Source organism: Nitrospinota bacterium, assembly GCA_016217735.1.
In the GTDB taxonomy this organism is placed as follows: domain Bacteria; phylum Nitrospinota_A; class UBA7883; order JACRGQ01; family JACRGQ01; genus JACRGQ01.
Map to the genome: position 1 here is coordinate 1 of JACRGQ010000021.1, position 17,244 is coordinate 17,244.

Annotated in this window: 19 protein-coding genes; 6 read left to right on the forward strand and 13 right to left on the reverse strand. The window is 58.7% G+C overall.

Going from position 1 to position 17,244, the window contains the following annotated elements; translation table 11 throughout:
• A partial coding sequence (locus tag HZA03_03215; protein ID MBI5636963.1) for an SPASM domain-containing protein occupies positions 1–583 on the forward strand: 583 nt, incomplete at its 5' end.
• A gap of 13 nt (positions 584–596) precedes the next feature.
• Complete coding sequence (locus HZA03_03220; protein ID MBI5636964.1) at positions 597–1,382, forward strand: SPASM domain-containing protein; 786 nt, start codon at positions 597–599, stop codon at positions 1,380–1,382.
• Between the two features lie 4 nt (positions 1,383–1,386).
• Here HZA03_03220 and HZA03_03225 read toward each other — a convergent pair whose 3' ends face one another.
• On the reverse strand, positions 1,387–2,229 hold the full coding sequence (locus tag HZA03_03225) for a class I SAM-dependent methyltransferase (GenBank protein ID MBI5636965.1): 843 nt from the start codon (positions 2,227–2,229) through the stop codon (positions 1,387–1,389).
• Positions 2,230–2,315: 86 nt separating this feature from the next.
• Between HZA03_03225 and HZA03_03230 the strand changes: the two genes are divergently transcribed.
• Entirely contained in the window at positions 2,316–3,434 is a 1,119-nt protein-coding gene (locus tag HZA03_03230) for a glycosyltransferase (GenBank protein ID MBI5636966.1), read from the forward strand.
• Between the two features lie 6 nt (positions 3,435–3,440).
• On the opposite strand, the gene larA is transcribed toward HZA03_03230, so the two are convergent.
• The 5 genes from larA to HZA03_03255 form a co-directional block, all read right to left on the reverse strand.
• Complete coding sequence (larA, locus tag HZA03_03235) at positions 3,441–4,715, reverse strand: nickel-dependent lactate racemase (GenBank protein ID MBI5636967.1); 1,275 nt, start codon at positions 4,713–4,715, stop codon at positions 3,441–3,443.
• A gap of 12 nt (positions 4,716–4,727) precedes the next feature.
• On the reverse strand, positions 4,728–5,741 hold the full coding sequence (locus tag HZA03_03240; protein ID MBI5636968.1) for a dipeptide ABC transporter ATP-binding protein: 1,014 nt from the start codon (positions 5,739–5,741) through the stop codon (positions 4,728–4,730).
• Positions 5,742–5,825: 84 nt separating this feature from the next.
• Entirely contained in the window at positions 5,826–7,034 is a 1,209-nt protein-coding gene (gene amrB, locus HZA03_03245; protein MBI5636969.1) for an AmmeMemoRadiSam system protein B, read from the reverse strand.
• A gap of 128 nt (positions 7,035–7,162) precedes the next feature.
• Entirely contained in the window at positions 7,163–8,257 is a 1,095-nt protein-coding gene (gene traF / locus HZA03_03250; protein ID MBI5636970.1) for a conjugal transfer protein TraF, read from the reverse strand.
• A 34-nt stretch (positions 8,258–8,291) separates the two neighbouring features.
• Entirely contained in the window at positions 8,292–9,188 is an 897-nt protein-coding gene (locus HZA03_03255) for a hypothetical protein (GenBank protein MBI5636971.1), read from the reverse strand.
• Positions 9,189–9,621: 433 nt separating this feature from the next.
• On the opposite strand from HZA03_03255, the gene HZA03_03260 reads away from it, so the two are divergent.
• Positions 9,622–10,203, forward strand: a complete 582-nt coding sequence (locus HZA03_03260) for a D-sedoheptulose 7-phosphate isomerase (GenBank protein ID MBI5636972.1) — start codon at positions 9,622–9,624, stop codon at positions 10,201–10,203.
• 33 nt (positions 10,204–10,236) lie between these two features.
• Here the strand turns inward: HZA03_03260 and nusA are convergent, their stop codons facing one another.
• Genes nusA through HZA03_03280 form a run of 4 tightly spaced genes read right to left on the reverse strand, consistent with a single transcriptional unit; the run spans position 10,237 to position 13,689 of the window.
• The gene (nusA, locus tag HZA03_03265) at positions 10,237–11,250 is read right to left on the reverse strand and encodes a transcription termination factor NusA (protein MBI5636973.1); all 1,014 of its coding nucleotides are present in this window, start codon (positions 11,248–11,250) and stop codon (positions 10,237–10,239) included.
• Entirely contained in the window at positions 11,247–11,702 is a 456-nt protein-coding gene (locus tag HZA03_03270; protein ID MBI5636974.1) for a ribosome maturation factor RimP, read from the reverse strand. Before HZA03_03270 ends, nusA begins: the two co-directional genes overlap by 4 nt.
• Complete coding sequence (locus tag HZA03_03275; GenBank protein ID MBI5636975.1) at positions 11,699–12,301, reverse strand: type II secretion system protein M; 603 nt, start codon at positions 12,299–12,301, stop codon at positions 11,699–11,701. Before HZA03_03275 ends, HZA03_03270 begins: the two co-directional genes overlap by 4 nt.
• A complete protein-coding gene (locus HZA03_03280) occupies positions 12,298–13,689 on the reverse strand; it encodes a PilN domain-containing protein (protein ID MBI5636976.1) in 1,392 nt (463 codons plus the stop codon). Before HZA03_03280 ends, HZA03_03275 begins: the two co-directional genes overlap by 4 nt.
• Positions 13,690–13,853: 164 nt before the next feature.
• Between HZA03_03280 and HZA03_03285 the strand changes: the two genes are divergently transcribed.
• Positions 13,854–14,732 carry an MBL fold metallo-hydrolase gene (locus tag HZA03_03285; GenBank protein ID MBI5636977.1) on the forward strand — a complete coding sequence of 293 codons (879 nt, stop codon included), beginning with the start codon at positions 13,854–13,856 and terminating at the stop codon, positions 14,730–14,732.
• 182 nt (positions 14,733–14,914) lie between these two features.
• Here HZA03_03285 and HZA03_03290 read toward each other — a convergent pair whose 3' ends face one another.
• The 3 genes from HZA03_03290 to HZA03_03300 are packed head-to-tail and all read right to left on the reverse strand — an operon-like array spanning position 14,915 to position 16,769.
• Positions 14,915–16,060: a hypothetical protein gene (locus HZA03_03290; protein MBI5636978.1), complete on the reverse strand. Its 1,146-nt coding sequence runs from the start codon at positions 16,058–16,060 to the stop codon at positions 14,915–14,917.
• Entirely contained in the window at positions 16,047–16,478 is a 432-nt protein-coding gene (locus HZA03_03295) for a putative toxin-antitoxin system toxin component, PIN family (protein ID MBI5636979.1), read from the reverse strand. Before HZA03_03295 ends, HZA03_03290 begins: the two co-directional genes overlap by 14 nt.
• Before the next feature lie 3 nt (positions 16,479–16,481).
• Positions 16,482–16,769 (reverse strand): type II toxin-antitoxin system Phd/YefM family antitoxin, encoded by a 288-nt coding sequence (locus HZA03_03300; protein MBI5636980.1) that lies wholly within the window; start codon positions 16,767–16,769, stop codon positions 16,482–16,484.
• A gap of 208 nt (positions 16,770–16,977) precedes the next feature.
• Here HZA03_03300 and HZA03_03305 point away from each other — a divergent pair, with 208 nt between their 5' ends.
• Positions 16,978–17,187 (forward strand): hypothetical protein, encoded by a 210-nt coding sequence (locus HZA03_03305; protein ID MBI5636981.1) that lies wholly within the window; start codon positions 16,978–16,980, stop codon positions 17,185–17,187.
• Positions 17,188–17,244 lie beyond the last annotated feature (57 nt).

A 17,244-nucleotide genomic window follows, 5' to 3' on the forward strand; every position in this document is an offset into this window, starting at 1 on the left:
CAGCGAGCCGCTTTTGGACAAGCGGCTATTTGATTTCTTGCGATACGCACGGGAACAGCTTCCCGGCGCCACGCTGGAGGTCTACTCCAACGGCGATCTGCTGGACTTTGAAAAATTCAAACGGCTGGTGGAGAGCGGCGCGGACTGCATAAAGGTATCGCAACACGACCGCACCCCCTCCCCCGCCTTTATCCAGATGACAGAGGCGGTGAAAGGCTCGCAATACGCCAAAAACCTCCTGATCTTCGAACGCGACGAGGAGCAGGAGCTTTCCAACCGGGGCGGCGCGGTTTATGTGAAACACCCCGGCAAGATCAATTACTGCAATTTCAAGCGGCTCACCATCGACGTGGAGGGGAACGTCATCCTCTGTTGCATGGATTACTATTCGAAACACCGGTTCGGCAACGCCGCCGCCGAACGCCTCATCGACATCTGGAACAAAAAGGACTACCTCGATATCCGCCGCCGCTCCTGGTCCGGCCTCTGGCCGTATGAAATATGCCGGATATGCAGCGGCGATGCCCCCTCCCCCGCATCCCCCGCGGACGTCATGATGCCAAACCGCGAAAATGGAAAGTAGGGAAAGGCCGGCCATGTCACTGAAACATTCAAAATTCGCGGCATGGGTGCGGTATGCCGGCGCGCTGATCGGGCCGGTGCGCCCCCCCAAAACGGTGGAGATAGAAACCACCTCGTACTGCAACCGCAAATGCGTCTACTGCCCCAACTACACGGTCGGCCGCCCCGAAGCGCCGATGGACGAAACGCTGTTTTATAAAATTATCGATTCGCTCTCCCGTTGGGGTTTTGCCGGACGCCTCTCGCCGCATTTCTACGGCGAGCCGCTGACCGACGAGCGGCTGACCGGCTTTATGGCCTACGCGCGAAAAAAACTGCCGAACGCCACAATCGCCATTTACACCAACGGCGATTTCCTCTCAGTGGAAAAATACCTCGCGCTCATGGAGGCCGGGGTGGATTCCTTCCGGATATCGCTCCATTCCCCGGCGATGCCAAAACTGCTTGCCGATACCTTGGCGTACATCAAGGCGGAAAGGCCGGAACTGTACAAAGTGGAGATCGTCGATTTCCACGGAATGTATTACCGCAAAGAAGGGGATATGCTCAACAACCGGGGGGGGCTGGTGGACATCAAACACACGCGCCACCCCTACTGCTTTCTGGTGAACCACCTCACCATCGACTACAAAGGGAACGCCGTTCTCTGCTGCAACGATTTCTCCTCATCGGTCACCTTCGGCAACGCGGGGGAAAAAGAGCTGCGCGACATCTGGCTTGATCCGGCCTACGTCAAGGCCCGCCGCCTGATAAGCAGCGGCATATGGGCGTTCGACATCTGCAAAAACTGCAATCTGTAAGCCCTTACGCGCGGCGGGAAGCCCCTTTCGGCTTTTGGGCGATAACATACAGGCCCCGGCCGATTAAAAGCCGGTCTTTGAGGTAGCCAAGGAAATACCTGATTGTTGCCATCATGCCGCGCGGCTCTTCGCCAAAACGGTGGTCGCCGGAAACCTCCCGGACCGCGCACCCGGAATATTTTTCAACCGCCGCCTTGAGCGCGCGCGCCGTGAATTGCGAAATATGCTCTTCGGGCACCAGCGTCGTCCAGTCCTTTCCATCCCTTTTGGCGGAGTGACTGGAAAAATTGGGAACGCTTATGTAAAGGATTCCCCCCTCCTTCAACCAGCGGGCCATTTTGCGCAAATAACCGAACGGGTCGTCCAGATGCTCCAGCACATGGGTCATTACGATGACGTCAAAGAAACCCCCGGGAAAGTCGACATCGACGATATCCTTTACCTCGATGTTTTTTACCCCCCGTGCGCGCGCCTTCGCCACGGCATCTTCGGAAAGCTCGACGCCATAGGCCTCCCACCCCATTGTTTCCGCCTCCTCCAGCATATATCCCAGCGAACAGCCCACATCCAGCAGGCGGGCCCGCCGTGGCGCAAACCGGGCGCAAAGCCCCAAAACCCCCCGCTTTTTCAGGCGCTGCTCCGCTTCGTCGCCATATTGGGCGGCATAGGACTCATCATGATATTTGTGGATCGTCGCCGAGGCCGGCTCGCCCCGCTTCACATAGGTGCAGGATGGACAGCGGTAAAAATGGAATCCGGCGCTCTCGAACAGAAACCCCATCCCTCCCGCTCCGCACAAGGGGCAGATTACGGGCTTGCCCGAACCATCCAAAAGCGCTGCATTCATCGCGATATTTTACCTCCGCATCATTGTATCCGCGTCATTGAATTTTGATCCAACCAAACGAAAAAATCATTTATGATAAATCGATTATGCATATATTGTTTGCCGCCAGTTTCCGCAAGGGCAATTTCGCCGATTTCATATATCACGAGATCAAGCGGATGGGCCACGAAATAACGTGGCTTACGCCGGTCGATTGCCCCTACGCGGATTCGATAAAAACCCGGCCTGATGTCGATGTCGCCGCGGCGGCGCGGGATATGCCGCAAAAACCGGATATTTTCCTTTTTACCGACACCTCGGAGGGGATAGCGTTCCTCCCGCGCGGCGTGGCGGAGTGCGATATCCCGACCGCCTTCTGGGCGCTGGACAACCACCTGAACCTGCGGTGGCACAAGGAATACTGCGCCCTGTTCGATTACGCCTTTTTCACGCAATATGACCGGATGGTGCAGACGCGGCGGTTTTACGGCTACCCCCACCTGCGCTGGCTGGCCTACTGCTGCGACCCCCAAGCTCACGCCGGTATTGGCGTTGAACGGGACATTGATGTGGGGCACGTCGGCGGCGTCAACTCCGACCGGATAAAATTCTTCGCCGCGCTGGAGCGGCAAGGCGTGACCGTCACCACAACGAATATCCCATACTTTGGAAGAGTGGGGCCTTTCTACAGCCGCTGCAAGATCGTGCTGAACGTCAGCGCCCGGTACGATCTGAACATGCGCAGTTTCGAGGCGCCGGCCGCCGGTGCGCTGGTTATCGGTCAAAAAAGTCTGGATAGCGGCTTTTACCGCATCTTCACTCCCGGCGTAAACTGCGATGTGCATTGGTTTGACGACGCGGCCGCGGTGGTTAAAAAATATCTGGCGGACGACGAATTGCGCCGCCGCATGGCGGAGGCGGGAAAAACGCTGGTGCTGGGCGGGCACACCTACCGCCACCGGCTGGACGATCTGTTAACGGTCTGCGCGGGGGGCATCACCGAACGCCGCACCGCGTTGCGCGGCACATGGCAAGCGCACCTCAAAATGGCCCTAACGCTTTGGAACCGGCAGTTCAACCAAAAGCAGGAGGCCTTCCTGGAGTTGAAAAAGGCCTGCGCCCGAAATTCCGCGGGAACTGCGGCCTACCTCGCGCGTTACGGGTTGCTCCGCGCCGGCGAAAAGCTGGAAAAGCTCCGTGTGCAAATGGGCAAGGCTCCCGTCTAAACCGTATCAGGCGGGCGGCGGCGTTTGCCCCATCCCCGCCAGCGGCAACACCAGCCCGGCGTCCGGAAAAACCGCCGCATCGGCCGTTTCCCCCGCGGCGGCGCGGCAGAAGGCGATCCCCTCTTCAAGCGTCCGCACCGGCGTCACCCCCATCCGCCGCGCCTGATCCGGCGGAAGCGCCGAGAGCAGCGCCACGCGGCACCGCATGGCCTTTTCCCGCGTGGCCATCGCCGTCTGGCCGTTGATGACGAATGTTTGCCGCAGCGCGCGATCCATGGCGGCAACGTCAGGATGATCGAACCACCCTGGAAAATCCGGGTTGCCCATCCCCGCCGCGCATTCCGACACCAGCAAAACCGCCCCGCCGTCTTTTGCCGCGAGGCAGGCGTTATCCAGCCCCTTATGGCTTTGGATGAAATTGATGTCGGACGGAAATCCACCGCACGAGGCGATAACCGCATCGGCCGGTTTCTTCAGTAACACCCCCTGATACTCCGCCACGAACCGGCACGCGGCCGCGTGGGACAGCTCCAAATCCCCCGCGTTAAGGAAAATTATTTCTCCCGCCGGGTTCAGCACGGTGTTGACGCAAAAATCGACCCCCACCGCTTTCGCCGCCGCCAGCGCCGCTTCATGCATCGGGTTGCCCGCAAGGATGCCGGGGCCGATGCGCGGATGCCGCCCCGGCGCATCCGGGTTAAGCGACAGGCGGTGGAGCCGGAGGCAGTCGGCGTAAGATGCGACGCCGGGAACCACCGCTTTCCTGCCGCCACCGAAGCCGGCGAGATAATGCGCCTTTACCGACCCCATGACGATAATGCCGTCCGCCGCCGCCACAAAAGGATTCAGCGCCGCGCCGCCGCGCACAACGCACCCGCCCCGCGCGTTGTGTTCAATACAGCGGTAGCGGCCGAAAACATCCGCCCCCACGATTGAAATCTTCTGTTCATCCGTCTGCGGCGGGTGGATGCCGGAGGCGAAGACGGCCGTCACCCGCTCCGGTCCGCAACCAAGCCGCTCCAACCGCGCCAGCAACGCGGGAAGCAGCAGATGCGCCCCCGCCTTGCGGGTGATGTCGGGCACTATGACGGCAACCTTTTCTTTTCCCCTAAAAAGTTCGTCAAACGGCGTTGCGCCCACCGGCGCGTCGAGAAATGCCTCCAGCGCGGCGGCGGGGTTTTGAAGGGCGGGACGGGGCGGCAACGTGTGCGTGGTGACGCGCCACCTCTCCGGCAACGGCGCCGCCACCTCCCCTTTGCCGTACTTCAGGCGGATATGCATGGGAACGCGCGGTTAGCGTTCCACCAACAGGCAGGCGACCTTGTGTCCGGCGGAGACTTCATCGAGCGACGGTTCAATCGCCGCGCAACGCGGCTCTTTCACCGGACAGCGGGTGTGGAAATAACAGCCGGACGGGGGATTTATCGGCGAGGGCAAATCTCCTTTAAGCATTATGGTTTTGCGCCGCCGGACGGGATCCGGCACCGGCAGCGCCGCCAGTAATGCCTGGGTATAGGGGTGCAGCGGACGGCGGAACAGTTCTTCCCGCGGGGCTTCTTCCACAATCTTGCCGAGGTACATTACCGCCACCCTGTCGCTGATGTGGCGGATCACCGACAAGTCGTGCGAAATGAACAGGTAGGCGATGCCGTACCGCTCCTTGAGATCCGCCAGCAGGTTGAGCACCTGCGCCTGCACCGAAACGTCGAGCGCCGATACCGGCTCGTCCCCCACGATGAACGACGGATTGAGCGCGACGGAACGGGCAATGCCGATCCGCTGCCGCTGGCCGCCCGAAAACTCGTGCGGATAGCGGCGGGCGTGCTCAGGCCGCAGCCCCACCTGCTCCATCAGTTGCGCCACGCGCTCCGCCAGTTCCTTCCCTTTCGCCAGCCCGTGTACATCCAGCGGCTCGGCAATGATATCCCCCGCCGTCATGCGGGGATTGAGCGATGAGTAGGGATCCTGGAATATGATCTGCATCTTGCGGCGGAAGCGGCGCATCCGTTCGCGCCCGAAGGCGAGGATGTTTTCCCCTTCGAAGCGCACCTCCCCTTCCGTCGGTTCGACGAGACGGAGGATGGAACGCCCCAGCGTGCTCTTGCCGCAGCCGCTTTCGCCGACGAGGCCAAGCGTTTCGCCCGGCGCGATTGCCAGCGACACGCCGTCCACCGCGCGTACATGGCCGGCGGCCTTGCCAAACAGCCCGGATTTCACCGGGAACAAGGTGCGCAGCCCCGCGACTTCCAGCAGTTTGCCGTTATTATCCACAACCGGATTATAGCGGGTTTCCCCGCGGTTTTGCATCCGGCGGAGCTAGGCGCAACACAAACCCTTGTGGCCCCTTGGGCCAACGCGGACAGGAGTGTCCGCGCCACCAAGAAAAAAGAGTTACCGGGGAAAAGACATCGCGGCGAAACCGACCACCGCGTCAAAATCGCCTTCCACGCTCTGCCCATATTCGATCAGTTCCCCCTTGCGCCCGTCCAGCAGGCCCAGAAGCGTATACAGCGCCGGGTAACCGCACACATGATTCCTCGGATTGACCTCTTTCATATATTCCACGAAGCCGCGCTTGTCGCCCGCCGCCACAAAAGCGAGCGCCGCGCGGTCTTCCCGCTCGATCTCCTTGAGTTGGCCATCCGACACCCCTTCCGCGTGGCCGAACCGCTTGCCGACGTGGCTCATATCGATTCCGGCGATGACGCAGGCTTTGTCCCCCAACCGGTCGATCTGCTTTTTGAGCGCGGCGGTGAAACGATCCACCCGCTGGCGGTTGTAAACCGGGTGCGCCAGTTCCTCTATCACTTCGGGAAAGGAGAAGAGAATGGGGACGATGCGGTGCCCGCCGGGGAGCACCTTTTGCAAAAAAAGCGCCTGGAATTCCACGGAGTGCTCGTGCTTGTGCGCATACATCTGCTGGTAGAGCGGTTCGCCGAAATCCTTTTCAAGCGCCGCGAGAAATTCGCGGTCAACCGGGCTGATGCCGAGCGGGGTTTCAAAATCCTTGTCGATGCAGGCGAAAAAATCCCCTTCCAGCGCGTGGCCGATGCCGAGGATGACGAACGTTTCCGCCGGACCGTTTTTCAGGCGGGCAAAGGCCGCGCCGAAGACCGGCCCTCCGGCCCGCAGGTCGATGTGCGGAGCGACAATGGCGAACGGCGCGGGGCCGTTTCCTCCGCCGGCGGGAATGAAGCGGTCCAGCGCCGCATGCACGGCGGCCGGGTCGTCCGGATAGCCGCCGCCGGCCAATGCGGCGCGGCGTACCGGCTCGGCGGCAAACGCGGCGAACACCTGCCGCTTTTGGAGCGCGAAATTTTCGTTGTCAAGGAGGCGGTTTGTATCCAGGTCCCGCACCAGGCCGCGCACGGCCTCCGGCTGCGCCGTGCCGCCATACTCCTCCTTGAACGCGGCGCAAATTTCATCAATGGTGCGGCTGCCATCCATATACGTTATCAGCATGAAAGCGGGCAGGCTCACCGAAAGCCCCTCGGGGGTGTAGTGGAACGGATCGCGGAGATTCACATAGCGCGCCCCCTCATGCTCAAAGGGAACCGGCTCGAAGAACCGTACGCGCGGTTTTCGCTCTTCCGTGGTCATGACTTAATTGTACGCCAATCCGGAAACGGCACAACAGGATTAAGAGGCCGCGCGTCCTATTCCCTGCCGCCGGGAAAACAAAAAAAGCGCCGCCCCGTTACCGGCGGCGGCGCTTACAAAAAGACGGGTTAGAAACCGATGCTTAATTCCAGCGCGTGGCGGGCATCTTCACGCTGCCCGGCATAGGCGCCCACTTCTTCCGTGTAGTACGCATAGTCGAGCTTGAGCAGCCAGAAGTCGAGTCCGGCGCCATAGCTCATGTAGCCCTGGTTCAAGCCAACGCGCAGGGCGAGGATTTTGGGAAACTTGATTTCGGCCCCCATGTGCAGGCGCTTTCCCTTATCCTTGTCGGTGCCCACGTTCCCGGCGGCGTCGTTATAGTCGGCCGCGAGGGTGGCCTTGGCGATCCAGATATCCCGGGTGACCGCGGCCCCCAGGTTGATCTGCTGCTTAATCGCGTTGGGTATCACCGGCGAAGTGGCGGTCGCCTGGTAATCGCCGAAATTCATGTCGCCAATGTTTTGGATCACCAGCGCGACGCGCGGCTTCCAGTCCTTGTTTTCGAACTGGTAGGTGACTCCCACGTCGGCGCCGAACTTGGAAGCGCTCTTCAGGTTATCGTTGAAGTTGTAGCTGGTGTTGCTGTTGGCGAAATCGACCGCGGTGTACTCCTTGTAGAAACGCTTGCGCTGGATGTACTTGAGGGTAACGCCCATGCGCAGTTGATCTTCCATAAAGGAGTGGCCCAGCGCCACAACGATGCCGACATCGTTCTTAAGGTCGGCCTGCAGCACCGGAAACGAGGGTGAGTTGACCTCGGCGTCCAGCACGACCTTTCCCAACACCCCGATTTCGAAATTATGCCGGGTGTAGTTCGGGAACAGGTCCACCGCCAAATGCTGGTGTTTGCCGATGTATTTACGCATCATGTCCACGGCGGCGACGGTGTCGCCGGTTTTAAGATCGCTGGCGTCCTTTTGAAAATCAAGCGTGTTGGTGGAAACATCGATCTTTGGATTGATCAGTTCCACCCTGCCTTCTTCCACATACGTCAGGCCGGCCGGATTGTAAAACGCCGCGTTTTCGTCGTCCGCCACGGCGGCAAAGGCGTTCCCCATGCCAAACGGCCGGACGCCGGAATAAAGCTTGTCCATCTCGGACGCGCCGGCGGGGACGGCCCCGATAGCCGTCACGGCGCAAAGAGCCAGCATCATTTTTTTCATTAAATCGTTCTCCCCTGATATCCAGCCATCAAACCTATTTCAGGCAAGCGGCCAAATAGGTTGTTACATCCCCGCCCGCGAAATTCGGCACATAGCCGTCAGGCGCCTTTTGGTTGCAGCGCGCGGGATCGCCAGCCGCAATATTGCCGATATTCTGAATGTTCGCGGCGAGGTTGTTGATCGCCTGCGAGGTACTGTTGGTGCTGCTGGCGCTGCCGCCGAAAACACAGACGAGGTCTTTAGAGGCGGCCACCAGGGCGGTGGCGGCATAATCGGCGTATGTGACAGTGCCGGTGTATATGGCATTCAGCGGCGTCAGGTCGGCGGTGCCGCAATTGCCGTTGCAGTTTTTCGGCAGGCCGTTGGCGTCAAACCCGCCAAGCTGCGAGCCAATGGCGAGGATCGTGGACGTGGCTTCCGAAATTCCAAGCTGCAGGAGCAGGCTCTTTTGCTCTTCGGTGTAGCTGGCCAAGCAGCCGGAAGCGGCTTGGCTGACCCCCGCCGCGCCCGCCGGTTTCATCCCCGATGCGGTTTTCTGGTTGCTGAGAACGGTGGTGGCATTGACGATGGTGTTCAGGTTCGTAACGGTGATAGCGGTCGGCAGCCCCTTCGAAATGGTGGCGAAATCGGAACCGCCGCTTTTATTGGTGTCGGCGTTCTTGGCAACCGTCAACACGTCAAGGCCCGCGGCGCCCATGTAGGCGGTGGCCAGTTGCTGGGAAGTCGCATTGTCGGGACACGTGTTGTTTGGACACTGCGCCTGGAGGATGGTGACGGCCGTCGCGTAATCGCCGTTATTGATGGCGATCTGCGCGGCTTCCTTGGTGGCGGCGCCCGAGTTCTTATCCGCCAGCGAATCAAACGCGTTCTTGCCGCAGGCGGCCAGCATGAGAGCCGCGGCCAAAGCAATGCCGAATTTTTTGCCGAACATATAATGATCTCCTCTAAACCGGATAATTTAAAATCCCACTTATTTCAAAGACAAAGCAAATGCCTGATCTCCAGTTCTCCCCGAAATTCTAATCTCCACCGTAACGAATCGCAATACTTTTTTAGCAACTCCACGAATACCTTGGGCTTGGCATCATTGGCGGATAAGACGCGCCGCTCCGCATTATCATCATCAGGCCGTTCGTAATTGAGGAATCGACGCCGATACTGAAGCGGAAAATAAAAAAAATCGGCCGCCTTGGGGGAGGTTAGGGGGGTCTGAGTTCAAGGAGGCTTGGTGGGATCCTTCAACTCTACAAGGCGGCCGATACTAATTCCAACCTGCCACGGACATTTTCACCCACCCCTCAATTACATTATACGCCTAAAAGCTCCGGTTGGTATTGATACCGAAGTCCGGTATAATCCGCCCGATGGAGCATATTTATAAAGAAGCCGTTAGCTCACACATATCGGTTATTCAATTACTTGCGCACGATGCCGCGCTGGCCCTAGCTGTGGCGGCCATTGGCCGGGCGGCTGCCCAAACGCTTAAAAACGGCGGCAAGGTACTGCTCTGCGGCAACGGCGGCAGCGCCGCCGACTGCCAGCACATCGCGGCCGAACTGGTGGGGCGCTTCGGCAAAGACCGCCCGCCGCTTGCCGCCATTGCCCTCACCGTCGACAGTTCCGCCATCACCGCCATCGGCAACGATTACGGCTTTAACGCCATTTACGCCAGACAAGTGGAAGGGCTGGGGAAGCCGGGCGACCTCCTGATCGGCATCACCACCAGCGGCAACAGCCCGAACGTGGTGGAGGCGGTGATGAAAGCCGAATCAATGGGCCTCAAGACCGCCGTCCTCACCGGCGCGAACACGGAATCGAAAATCGCGGCCATAGCCGATGTTTGTGTCCACATCCCCTCATCCGACACACCGCGGATACAGGAGGCCCACATCCTGATCGGCCACATCATCTGCGCGCAGATCGAACACGAGCTTTTCGGCATCTGACGCCGCCTCTTTATTCCGTGTGAATAAAGCGGGTTACTTGACGTTAATGGTCCACCGGGTGAGCCGCGAGGCGAGCCGGATGTTCAGCCCCCCCTTGCCAACGGCTATCGACTGCTGATCCGGCTCAAGTTCCACGTACGCGGTCATCGCCTGCCAATCGCACCGCACCCTCTTCACTTTCGCCGGCGTCAGCGCCGCGGCGATCAGCTCTTCCGGATTTTCGGACCAGGGGATGATGTCGATATTCTCCCCTTTGAGTTCCTTGATGATGTTCTTCACCCGCTGTCCCGCCGGCCCGATGCAGGTGCCAACCGGATCGACGTTCGGTTTGGTGCCGATCACCGCCACCTTGGCCCGGCCGCTGGTATCGCGCGCCAGCGCCTTGATCACCACCACGCCGTCGGCCACTTCCGGCACCTCGCGGGCGAAGAGGTGGCGCAGCAGGAGCGGGTGCGTGCGCGAAACGGTATACACCGGGTCGTCGCCGCCCGGCTCCGCGCCGACGATGATGACCTTGATCACCTCGCCGTTGTGGAATGTTTCGCGGAACGCCTGTTCTTTCCGGGAGAGCACCGCCAGCGTTTCCCCCGCCTTCAACAGATACTCGTCGCGCTCGCTCTTTCCCACCACGGTGGCCACAATCAGCTTGCCGTAGTCCTGGGCCAGCGCCGCCACCCGCTGTTCCGTCTCCAGTTCACGCAAATTTTTGCGCATCACGCCGCGGGTTGTTTGCGCCGCCAGCCGTCCCAGATCGGGAAAATCAAACGGTATCTCCAGCATATCGCCGGCACGGACGTCTTCCCTCACCGCGCGGGCCTCCGCCAGCGATATCTCGCTGTCGTCCAGCGGCTCGTCCCTCACCGCCAGCACCTGCGCCAGCGAGAAAGTGCCGTCCTCCGTGTTGAACTTCGCGCGCAGGTTGTGCTCGCCGCTCTTGCGCTGCGCGGCGAGGGCGATGCCGCTTTCGATGGCGGTCACCAGCACGGCGCCGCCGATGCCCCGCTCGCGCGCCGCTTCCTCTATGATCTCTTTAAGATTCTGTTTCATTCTTCAAAATCCAGCCTGGCGCGCGCCACGTCGTTATAGGTAAATTCAACCGGTTCCCCTTGCGCGGGGACGACCCGGTATTTGCCGCCGCCGGACGCTTCCAGCATGCCGTCGGCCTTGTCCGGCCCGTTAAACCCTTTCCTGAACACCACGCGGGCGAAGTTCCCCGCGCTCTTGGCAAAATGTTCCTCTTTGGTCAGCTTGCGGGTAAGCCCCGGCGACGAGACCTCCATCACGTAATGCGCCGCGAAGAGGTCCTCCACGTCGAGCAGCGCGGAAATATGGTGGCTCACCGTTTCGCAGTGCCCCAAAGTCACGCCGCCGGGCCGGTCGATGTATATCTTCAAATGCTGGTGGGGGCCGCTGGCGACCACATCGATGTCGTACAGCGTCATCCCTTCGCGCTCAAGCACCGGCGCGAGCATTTCCCGTATCCGTTCTTCCACGCTCATTGTTTCGCCTCCGCGTTGGTGTTGGGGGGCAGATACCGCAATCCCGCGATCAGCAGCCGCACCGAAAGGGTCTCGGCCACGTCGTCGGGATAATCCTGCCGCTGGGAGGCGATCTTCGCCTCCTGTATCTGCATCCGTTTTTGGTCGTTCTCCATCTCCCGCATAAAATCGGCAAGCGCCGCGAGCGGCGCGTTAAAAGTCACGCTCAAATTGAGGGCGCGGTAGCCGTGGAAATCCGCCGCCTTTTCCGGCTTGCTGGTTCCCAGCGTGATGCCGGCGGCCAGCGCCTTCGCCCGCACCAATTCGGCCATCTGCGCGGCGGCCAATGCGTCGGTATCGGCGGTAAAACAGGCATCCTCAACCGATTTCAGGGCGGCCTGATACGCCCCCTGCCGCTGCCCGTCCGTCCCCGCCCCGGCGACCACCGCGCGGTAGCGCTCCACGCGCTCCGCCAGCCCGGCGATCTCGCCGTCCATCGCGCGGCAGCGGTCCATCAGCGGTTCCGCCACGGCGAAATAGAGCAGGATGAGGACGATAGCGCCCCCGCCGAAAAACAGCCAAAGCCGTTCGCGCCGGGAAAAACGGGAGAAGTCCATCATTTGCACTCCATCCCCAGTTTGAAGCGTTCCCCGGCGGGGGTGGTCTGCACCGCCGCCAGCATCTGCGCGTTCTTCAATCCGCCGGAACCCTCCATCGCCTTCAACAGGGACGTGGCATTGGCGGAGACCCCGGCGATAGTGACGGCGCAGGGGCGGAATTCAAGCTCGGTGATGAAGGTGTCGCGCGGCAGCCCGCCGGTGAGCGCCGCAAGCATTTCAAGGTTGAACGATTTTTGGGCGGCGAATGCGTTCATGCCGTCAAAGTAGGCCTGATACTCCCCCATCCTGAGTTGCAACCCCTCCCCTTTGCGCACCTCGCTCTTGAGCGCCGCCAGTTCCGTTTCGAGGCGGTGCATCGCCTTCCATCGGACGCCGTAGGCCGTGCCGGCCCACACCACCATAAGCGCCGCGATTACCGCCGCCGCGCCGCGCAACAGCCGCCGCACGATATGGTGCCGCAGCCGCCGCTGGGTTTTCGGGATGAAGTTGAACGCCGCGCCATCATGATAAAACCCGGCCGCGGCGAACGCGGCGGCGGCATATTCCACCCCGTCATTTTCTTTTTCCACGGGAAGCGTCTTTACTTTGGCGCTCTTCAGTTCGGCCCGCGCGGCAAGGCGGTTTGCCGCCGCTTGCCGCAGCCGCGCCGCGCCGCCGGTGATCGTCAGGTTATCCAGATACTCCGGCAGATTGTCCACCCCGGACGCCAGCTTAAGACGGTCAAACTCGGCGGCGATCTGATCGGCCACCTGCGGGGCGGGGGTGTCGGCCAAAATGCCGGCGCTGAAAAAATCCCGCTCGTCCAGCTCCGGCTTGAAGCGGAGCCAGCGTGAATAGACTGTTTTTTTGCCGTGCGCGAGGGTCAGGTCAAAACCGTCCCGCGCGATATCGGCGGATGCGCGGGGCGCATCCCCCGCCGCCGGCAAAAACGCCGCGGAAAAAAGCGAAACGATATCGGCGTGAAGCCCCGCCGCGCGGGCGGCATCGTAATAGGCGTTGAAATCTTCCAGCTTGAGCCCCGCGAGGTTCACCGTGTAACCGGCATCCGTCCGCTCCGCCACCGTGTAGGAGTGGACAAGGCGGTCGGCGGGAATGGGGAAATGGCGCGGCACCTCGAATTCCATCATCCGCGCCAGCATCTCGGCGTCGCGGGCCGGGATATGCGCGGAGGTGAGGTGGAACAGGGAGCGCGGCAAAAGGAGGATGAGATAATCGGGATCGGGGGAAATCTTGTCGAGCGCCTCTTTCACCTGCGCGGCGGCGGCTTCCCGCAGGAAGGAACCCTTTATCAGGGCGGTTCCCTTCACCGCCCCCCCTTGCAGCCCTTCGGCATACACGGCGGCGGCGCTGAAGCCGTCCCTGATATCCACAACCGCTATTTCACGCATATACGGAGGCTATTCTAACCTCACTGGCGGGCCAAAACGCAAAACTTTTTCGCGCGCCGCCTCCACGGCGGCCATGCCCATCCGGCGAAAACGCCACGTAATGACCACAGCTTTGTATGCGGTGGTACAATTAAATAATAAGGCAGCGCCTATGGAGGCAACTCATGGCCGACCGATCAAAATCGCTCAACGCTAACGTCACTGGCGAGTTTTTCGTCGATGCCACCTGCATCAACAGCGGCGCGTGCCGCGCCGTGGCTCCGGCCGTCTTTGCCGAGCGCCACGGGCGATCATACGTCCAACGCCAGCCAACGAACGATGAGGAGCGCGCGCTGGCGCTGATGGCAAGCGCGGCATGTCCCGCAGGCTCCATCGGCCCGTCGGCGGAAGAGGCGGGGGCGCCGGCCGTCGAACTCTTTCCGCAAAAGATCGCGGACAATGTGTACTACAACGGCTACAACTCGCCGCTCAGTTTCGGCGCATCGTCATACCTTATCCGGCGGCCGGAAGGGAACGTGCTTATCGATGCGCCGCGCTTCGAACCGGATCTGGTACGGCGGCTGGAGCAGATGGGGGGCGTGGCGCTGATGTTTCTCACCCACAGGGATGATGTGGGGGAACACGAGCGGTTCGCCGCGCATTTCGGCTGCAAACGGATCATGCACCGATCCGACCTGCATCGCGGGTTGACTGCGGTGGAGGTGACGGTGGAAGGCGTTGAGCCTGTGCGGCTGGCCGGCGACCTGTTGGTGATCCCGGTGCCGGGGCATACCAAAGGCTCCATCTGCCTGTTGCACGGCGCGTTCCTTTTCACCGGCGACCATCTGGCGCAAAACCCAAACCGCACCCATCCCACGGCTTTCAACAACCATTGCTGGTATTCGCGGCAAGAGCAGACCGCCTCGATGAAACGGCTGGCGGCATACGACTTTGAATGGATACTTCCCGGCCACGGCGGCAGGGCGCACTACCCGTTGGGGGAGATGAAACAAAAAATGGCCGAGTGCATCGCTTGGATGGAAAGCGTACAGGCGCGCACCTGAAGCCGTCCCTGATATCCGCAACCGCTATTTCACGCATTTACGCCGGCCATCCCAACTTTACCGGCGGCCCAAAACGCAAAACTTTTTCGCGCCAACCCTCTCCCCTGTTGTCATTCCCGCGTAGGCGGGAATCCAGGCTCTGGATGCCCGTCTGCACGGGCATGACATCTTTCGGAAACAAATTACAAGGTGAAATTGCTTCCTTTGGGGCGCATTTTACGATCAATCACCATATCAAATTGCAAAACAGCTTTGATTTCTTCAAGAAGGTGCTCAAATTTATCATTCTTGTAAAGAAGCGCATCGTAGTCGCAAATGCACCTAATTATTCCCTGTTGTTGGAGCACTCTCATACATTCATCAGCGGAAATATCGAGCCGTTTTGCTAAAGCTTCGACCTTAGCAAAAGGTGGAATATAAGGCTCCTCTTTCCGCCTCAGGACAATAACCCCAGCCACTTTTTCCGCAAAACAACGGTCAAAAAACATGCCATCATCCTTTCTTGACCAATAGTGCTTCCCATCCCCCGCAAAAATGGCCTCGGCTCCGAAAAGAGCATCACAAATATCTATGTCTTGCTTATTGTCTGCTTCCATTGCGATCAGATTGATGCTGTTCTGGCCTGATGGATGGGCAAAGGCTCCGGCAGCGTTCCTGATAGATTTTTTTATTTGGCCACTATCTTCACCCGTTATGTCCCTTGCTTCCAAGGCGGTCATTCCTCCGGCATATGTCAATTCCAACAATTGTTTTGATGGAACCAAGAACCTTACTTCCGCCCGATTGCCCTGGCTGTCAAAATTGTGGATTTGTTCCGCGTCCAACTGGGCTTTTTCTTTGATAAATTCGACAAGTTGCTCAAACATGCCTTCGTCGAAATCGACTGAAAGAGATAATTCAAACCTCTTTCCGATTTTTATATTTTTTGTTTCTTCCTTGATTCGCATCAAAAATTTGTCGCGTCGGTTATCCCATTCCAGCTTAGATAATTTCTTCATCTGGATATTGAAAGTTAAGCTCCCTTTCTTCATTACAAAGTCAATTGGACGTTCTCCTTGATTGGGCGACTCGGGTTCATAGGATATGGATATTGAGGGATGTTGCCGACATAATTTTACGGCAAAGTTATGCTCGGCGATGGTATCCCAAAAAGTCTTGCCTCGTGCCTCCTCAAGCCGCTTGTTAAGCTTATCCATCCCCCGGTTGTGTAATAGGGTCATATTTTCGTCCAATCGACTGATGTCTTTCTCGCTGATTATTCCCCTTGAAATCAACAAATGATCAACATCCAAGAATATTTGTTTTGCGCTAATTCTAATCATGATCATGTCCGCTGATATTCAAGAAGGCGGCGGGATCGAGAATTTTAATGCCACTGAAATTTTTCAGGTCTTTCAGGTGTTTGCCGCCGGAGATTATGTAATCGACTTCGCCCGCGACGGCGCACTCAAGAAATATATTGTCATCGGGATCATCGGCAATAATGTCCAGCTTCGTTTCCGGATTAATAAACTTTCCATATTTCACAAGGCGCAACATCTTTTTGCCGATTTGTTCTGTTGACAAGCCGTGTTTCTTTTGGAGATGGGGATACGACAAAGTCTTTCTATATTCTTGCAGGATCGGGTGGAAAACCAGTATTTTGATTTTCTTTTCCCTCTCCAGCTTGAAAATCGCGGCAGGACTCCCCTTTGGATTGAGAATGGCGCTTATAAAGACATTGGTATCAATAACAACCTGCTTCATGCTTCAGTCAGGTTGTTTTCTTGCCCATGCAACGGCATCCTTAACAAGTCTTTCAATCTCTTTGGGCTTTGTTCCCTTAAATTTTGCCCGCATGTCATCCACCCATGCATAAAACTCCTCACGCGCCTCTTCTTCCGATTGCTCCATTCTCTTTAACTCGCCGATAGACACCACCGCCGCAATCGGCTTTCCGGCACGGCTGATAATATATTTGTCGTCTTTCAAAGCAACTTTGTTAAGCATGTTCCCGAAGTTCTTGCGGGCTTCCATCGCGGTAACCGATTTTTTCATTTACATACCCCCAATTAAGTCAATTGATATAATCAGCATAATGATCCTGAAAGGATAACTCAAGGCTTTTTGATCGCATAACGTGGACGGGCATTGGCTGGAGATGGCCCTGCGCCCCGGGAACTTGCCAGGAGACACTGATTATTCAACCTATTATGAGTCAACAAGGTAATTTGGTAAAATGGAGGTAAAGGGAAAGGAGTGCATCATGACAAAAAACGAGATTGAGGAGTTCACCAAAGCGCTGGCCGTCGATTCCCCGTACAAGCTAAGCACGAAGGAAGATATTTTACGAACCATCCATGTCAGGAACATCCAGCTTTCCGAGTGGAATAGCGACTGCTTCCGCCGCTACCGCAACTGCACGAACGAGTTTTGCGCATGGTTCAAGGAATGCATGACGGCTCCTGAATCCTGAACCCGGCGGACTGAACTGCATTGCCCCCTTCGGGGACAACCGCAGGATGAATCCCGC

Bases quoted from the DNA above. Each gene is read 5' to 3' on its own strand.
- HZA03_03220 (MBI5636964.1), top strand. From the start codon at position 597: ATGTCACTGAAACATTCAAAATTCGCGGCATGGGTGCGGTATGCCGGC.
- HZA03_03225 (MBI5636965.1), bottom strand. From the start codon at position 2,229: ATGAATGCAGCGCTTTTGGATGGTTCGGGCAAGCCCGTAATCTGCCCC.
- HZA03_03230 (MBI5636966.1), top strand. From the start codon at position 2,316: ATGCATATATTGTTTGCCGCCAGTTTCCGCAAGGGCAATTTCGCCGAT.
- larA (MBI5636967.1), bottom strand. From the start codon at position 4,715: ATGCATATCCGCCTGAAGTACGGCAAAGGGGAGGTGGCGGCGCCGTTG.
- HZA03_03240 (MBI5636968.1), bottom strand. From the start codon at position 5,741: ATGCAAAACCGCGGGGAAACCCGCTATAATCCGGTTGTGGATAATAAC.
- amrB (MBI5636969.1), bottom strand. From the start codon at position 7,034: ATGACCACGGAAGAGCGAAAACCGCGCGTACGGTTCTTCGAGCCGGTT.
- traF (MBI5636970.1), bottom strand. From the start codon at position 8,257: ATGAAAAAAATGATGCTGGCTCTTTGCGCCGTGACGGCTATCGGGGCC.
- HZA03_03255 (MBI5636971.1), bottom strand. From the start codon at position 9,188: ATGTTCGGCAAAAAATTCGGCATTGCTTTGGCCGCGGCTCTCATGCTG.
- HZA03_03260 (MBI5636972.1), top strand. From the start codon at position 9,622: ATGGAGCATATTTATAAAGAAGCCGTTAGCTCACACATATCGGTTATT.
- nusA (MBI5636973.1), bottom strand. From the start codon at position 11,250: ATGAAACAGAATCTTAAAGAGATCATAGAGGAAGCGGCGCGCGAGCGG.
- HZA03_03270 (MBI5636974.1), bottom strand. From the start codon at position 11,702: ATGAGCGTGGAAGAACGGATACGGGAAATGCTCGCGCCGGTGCTTGAG.
- HZA03_03275 (MBI5636975.1), bottom strand. From the start codon at position 12,301: ATGATGGACTTCTCCCGTTTTTCCCGGCGCGAACGGCTTTGGCTGTTT.
- HZA03_03280 (MBI5636976.1), bottom strand. From the start codon at position 13,689: ATGCGTGAAATAGCGGTTGTGGATATCAGGGACGGCTTCAGCGCCGCC.
- HZA03_03285 (MBI5636977.1), top strand. From the start codon at position 13,854: ATGGCCGACCGATCAAAATCGCTCAACGCTAACGTCACTGGCGAGTTT.
- HZA03_03290 (MBI5636978.1), bottom strand. From the start codon at position 16,060: ATGATCATGATTAGAATTAGCGCAAAACAAATATTCTTGGATGTTGAT.
- HZA03_03295 (MBI5636979.1), bottom strand. From the start codon at position 16,478: ATGAAGCAGGTTGTTATTGATACCAATGTCTTTATAAGCGCCATTCTC.
- HZA03_03300 (MBI5636980.1), bottom strand. From the start codon at position 16,769: ATGAAAAAATCGGTTACCGCGATGGAAGCCCGCAAGAACTTCGGGAAC.
- HZA03_03305 (MBI5636981.1), top strand. From the start codon at position 16,978: ATGACAAAAAACGAGATTGAGGAGTTCACCAAAGCGCTGGCCGTCGAT.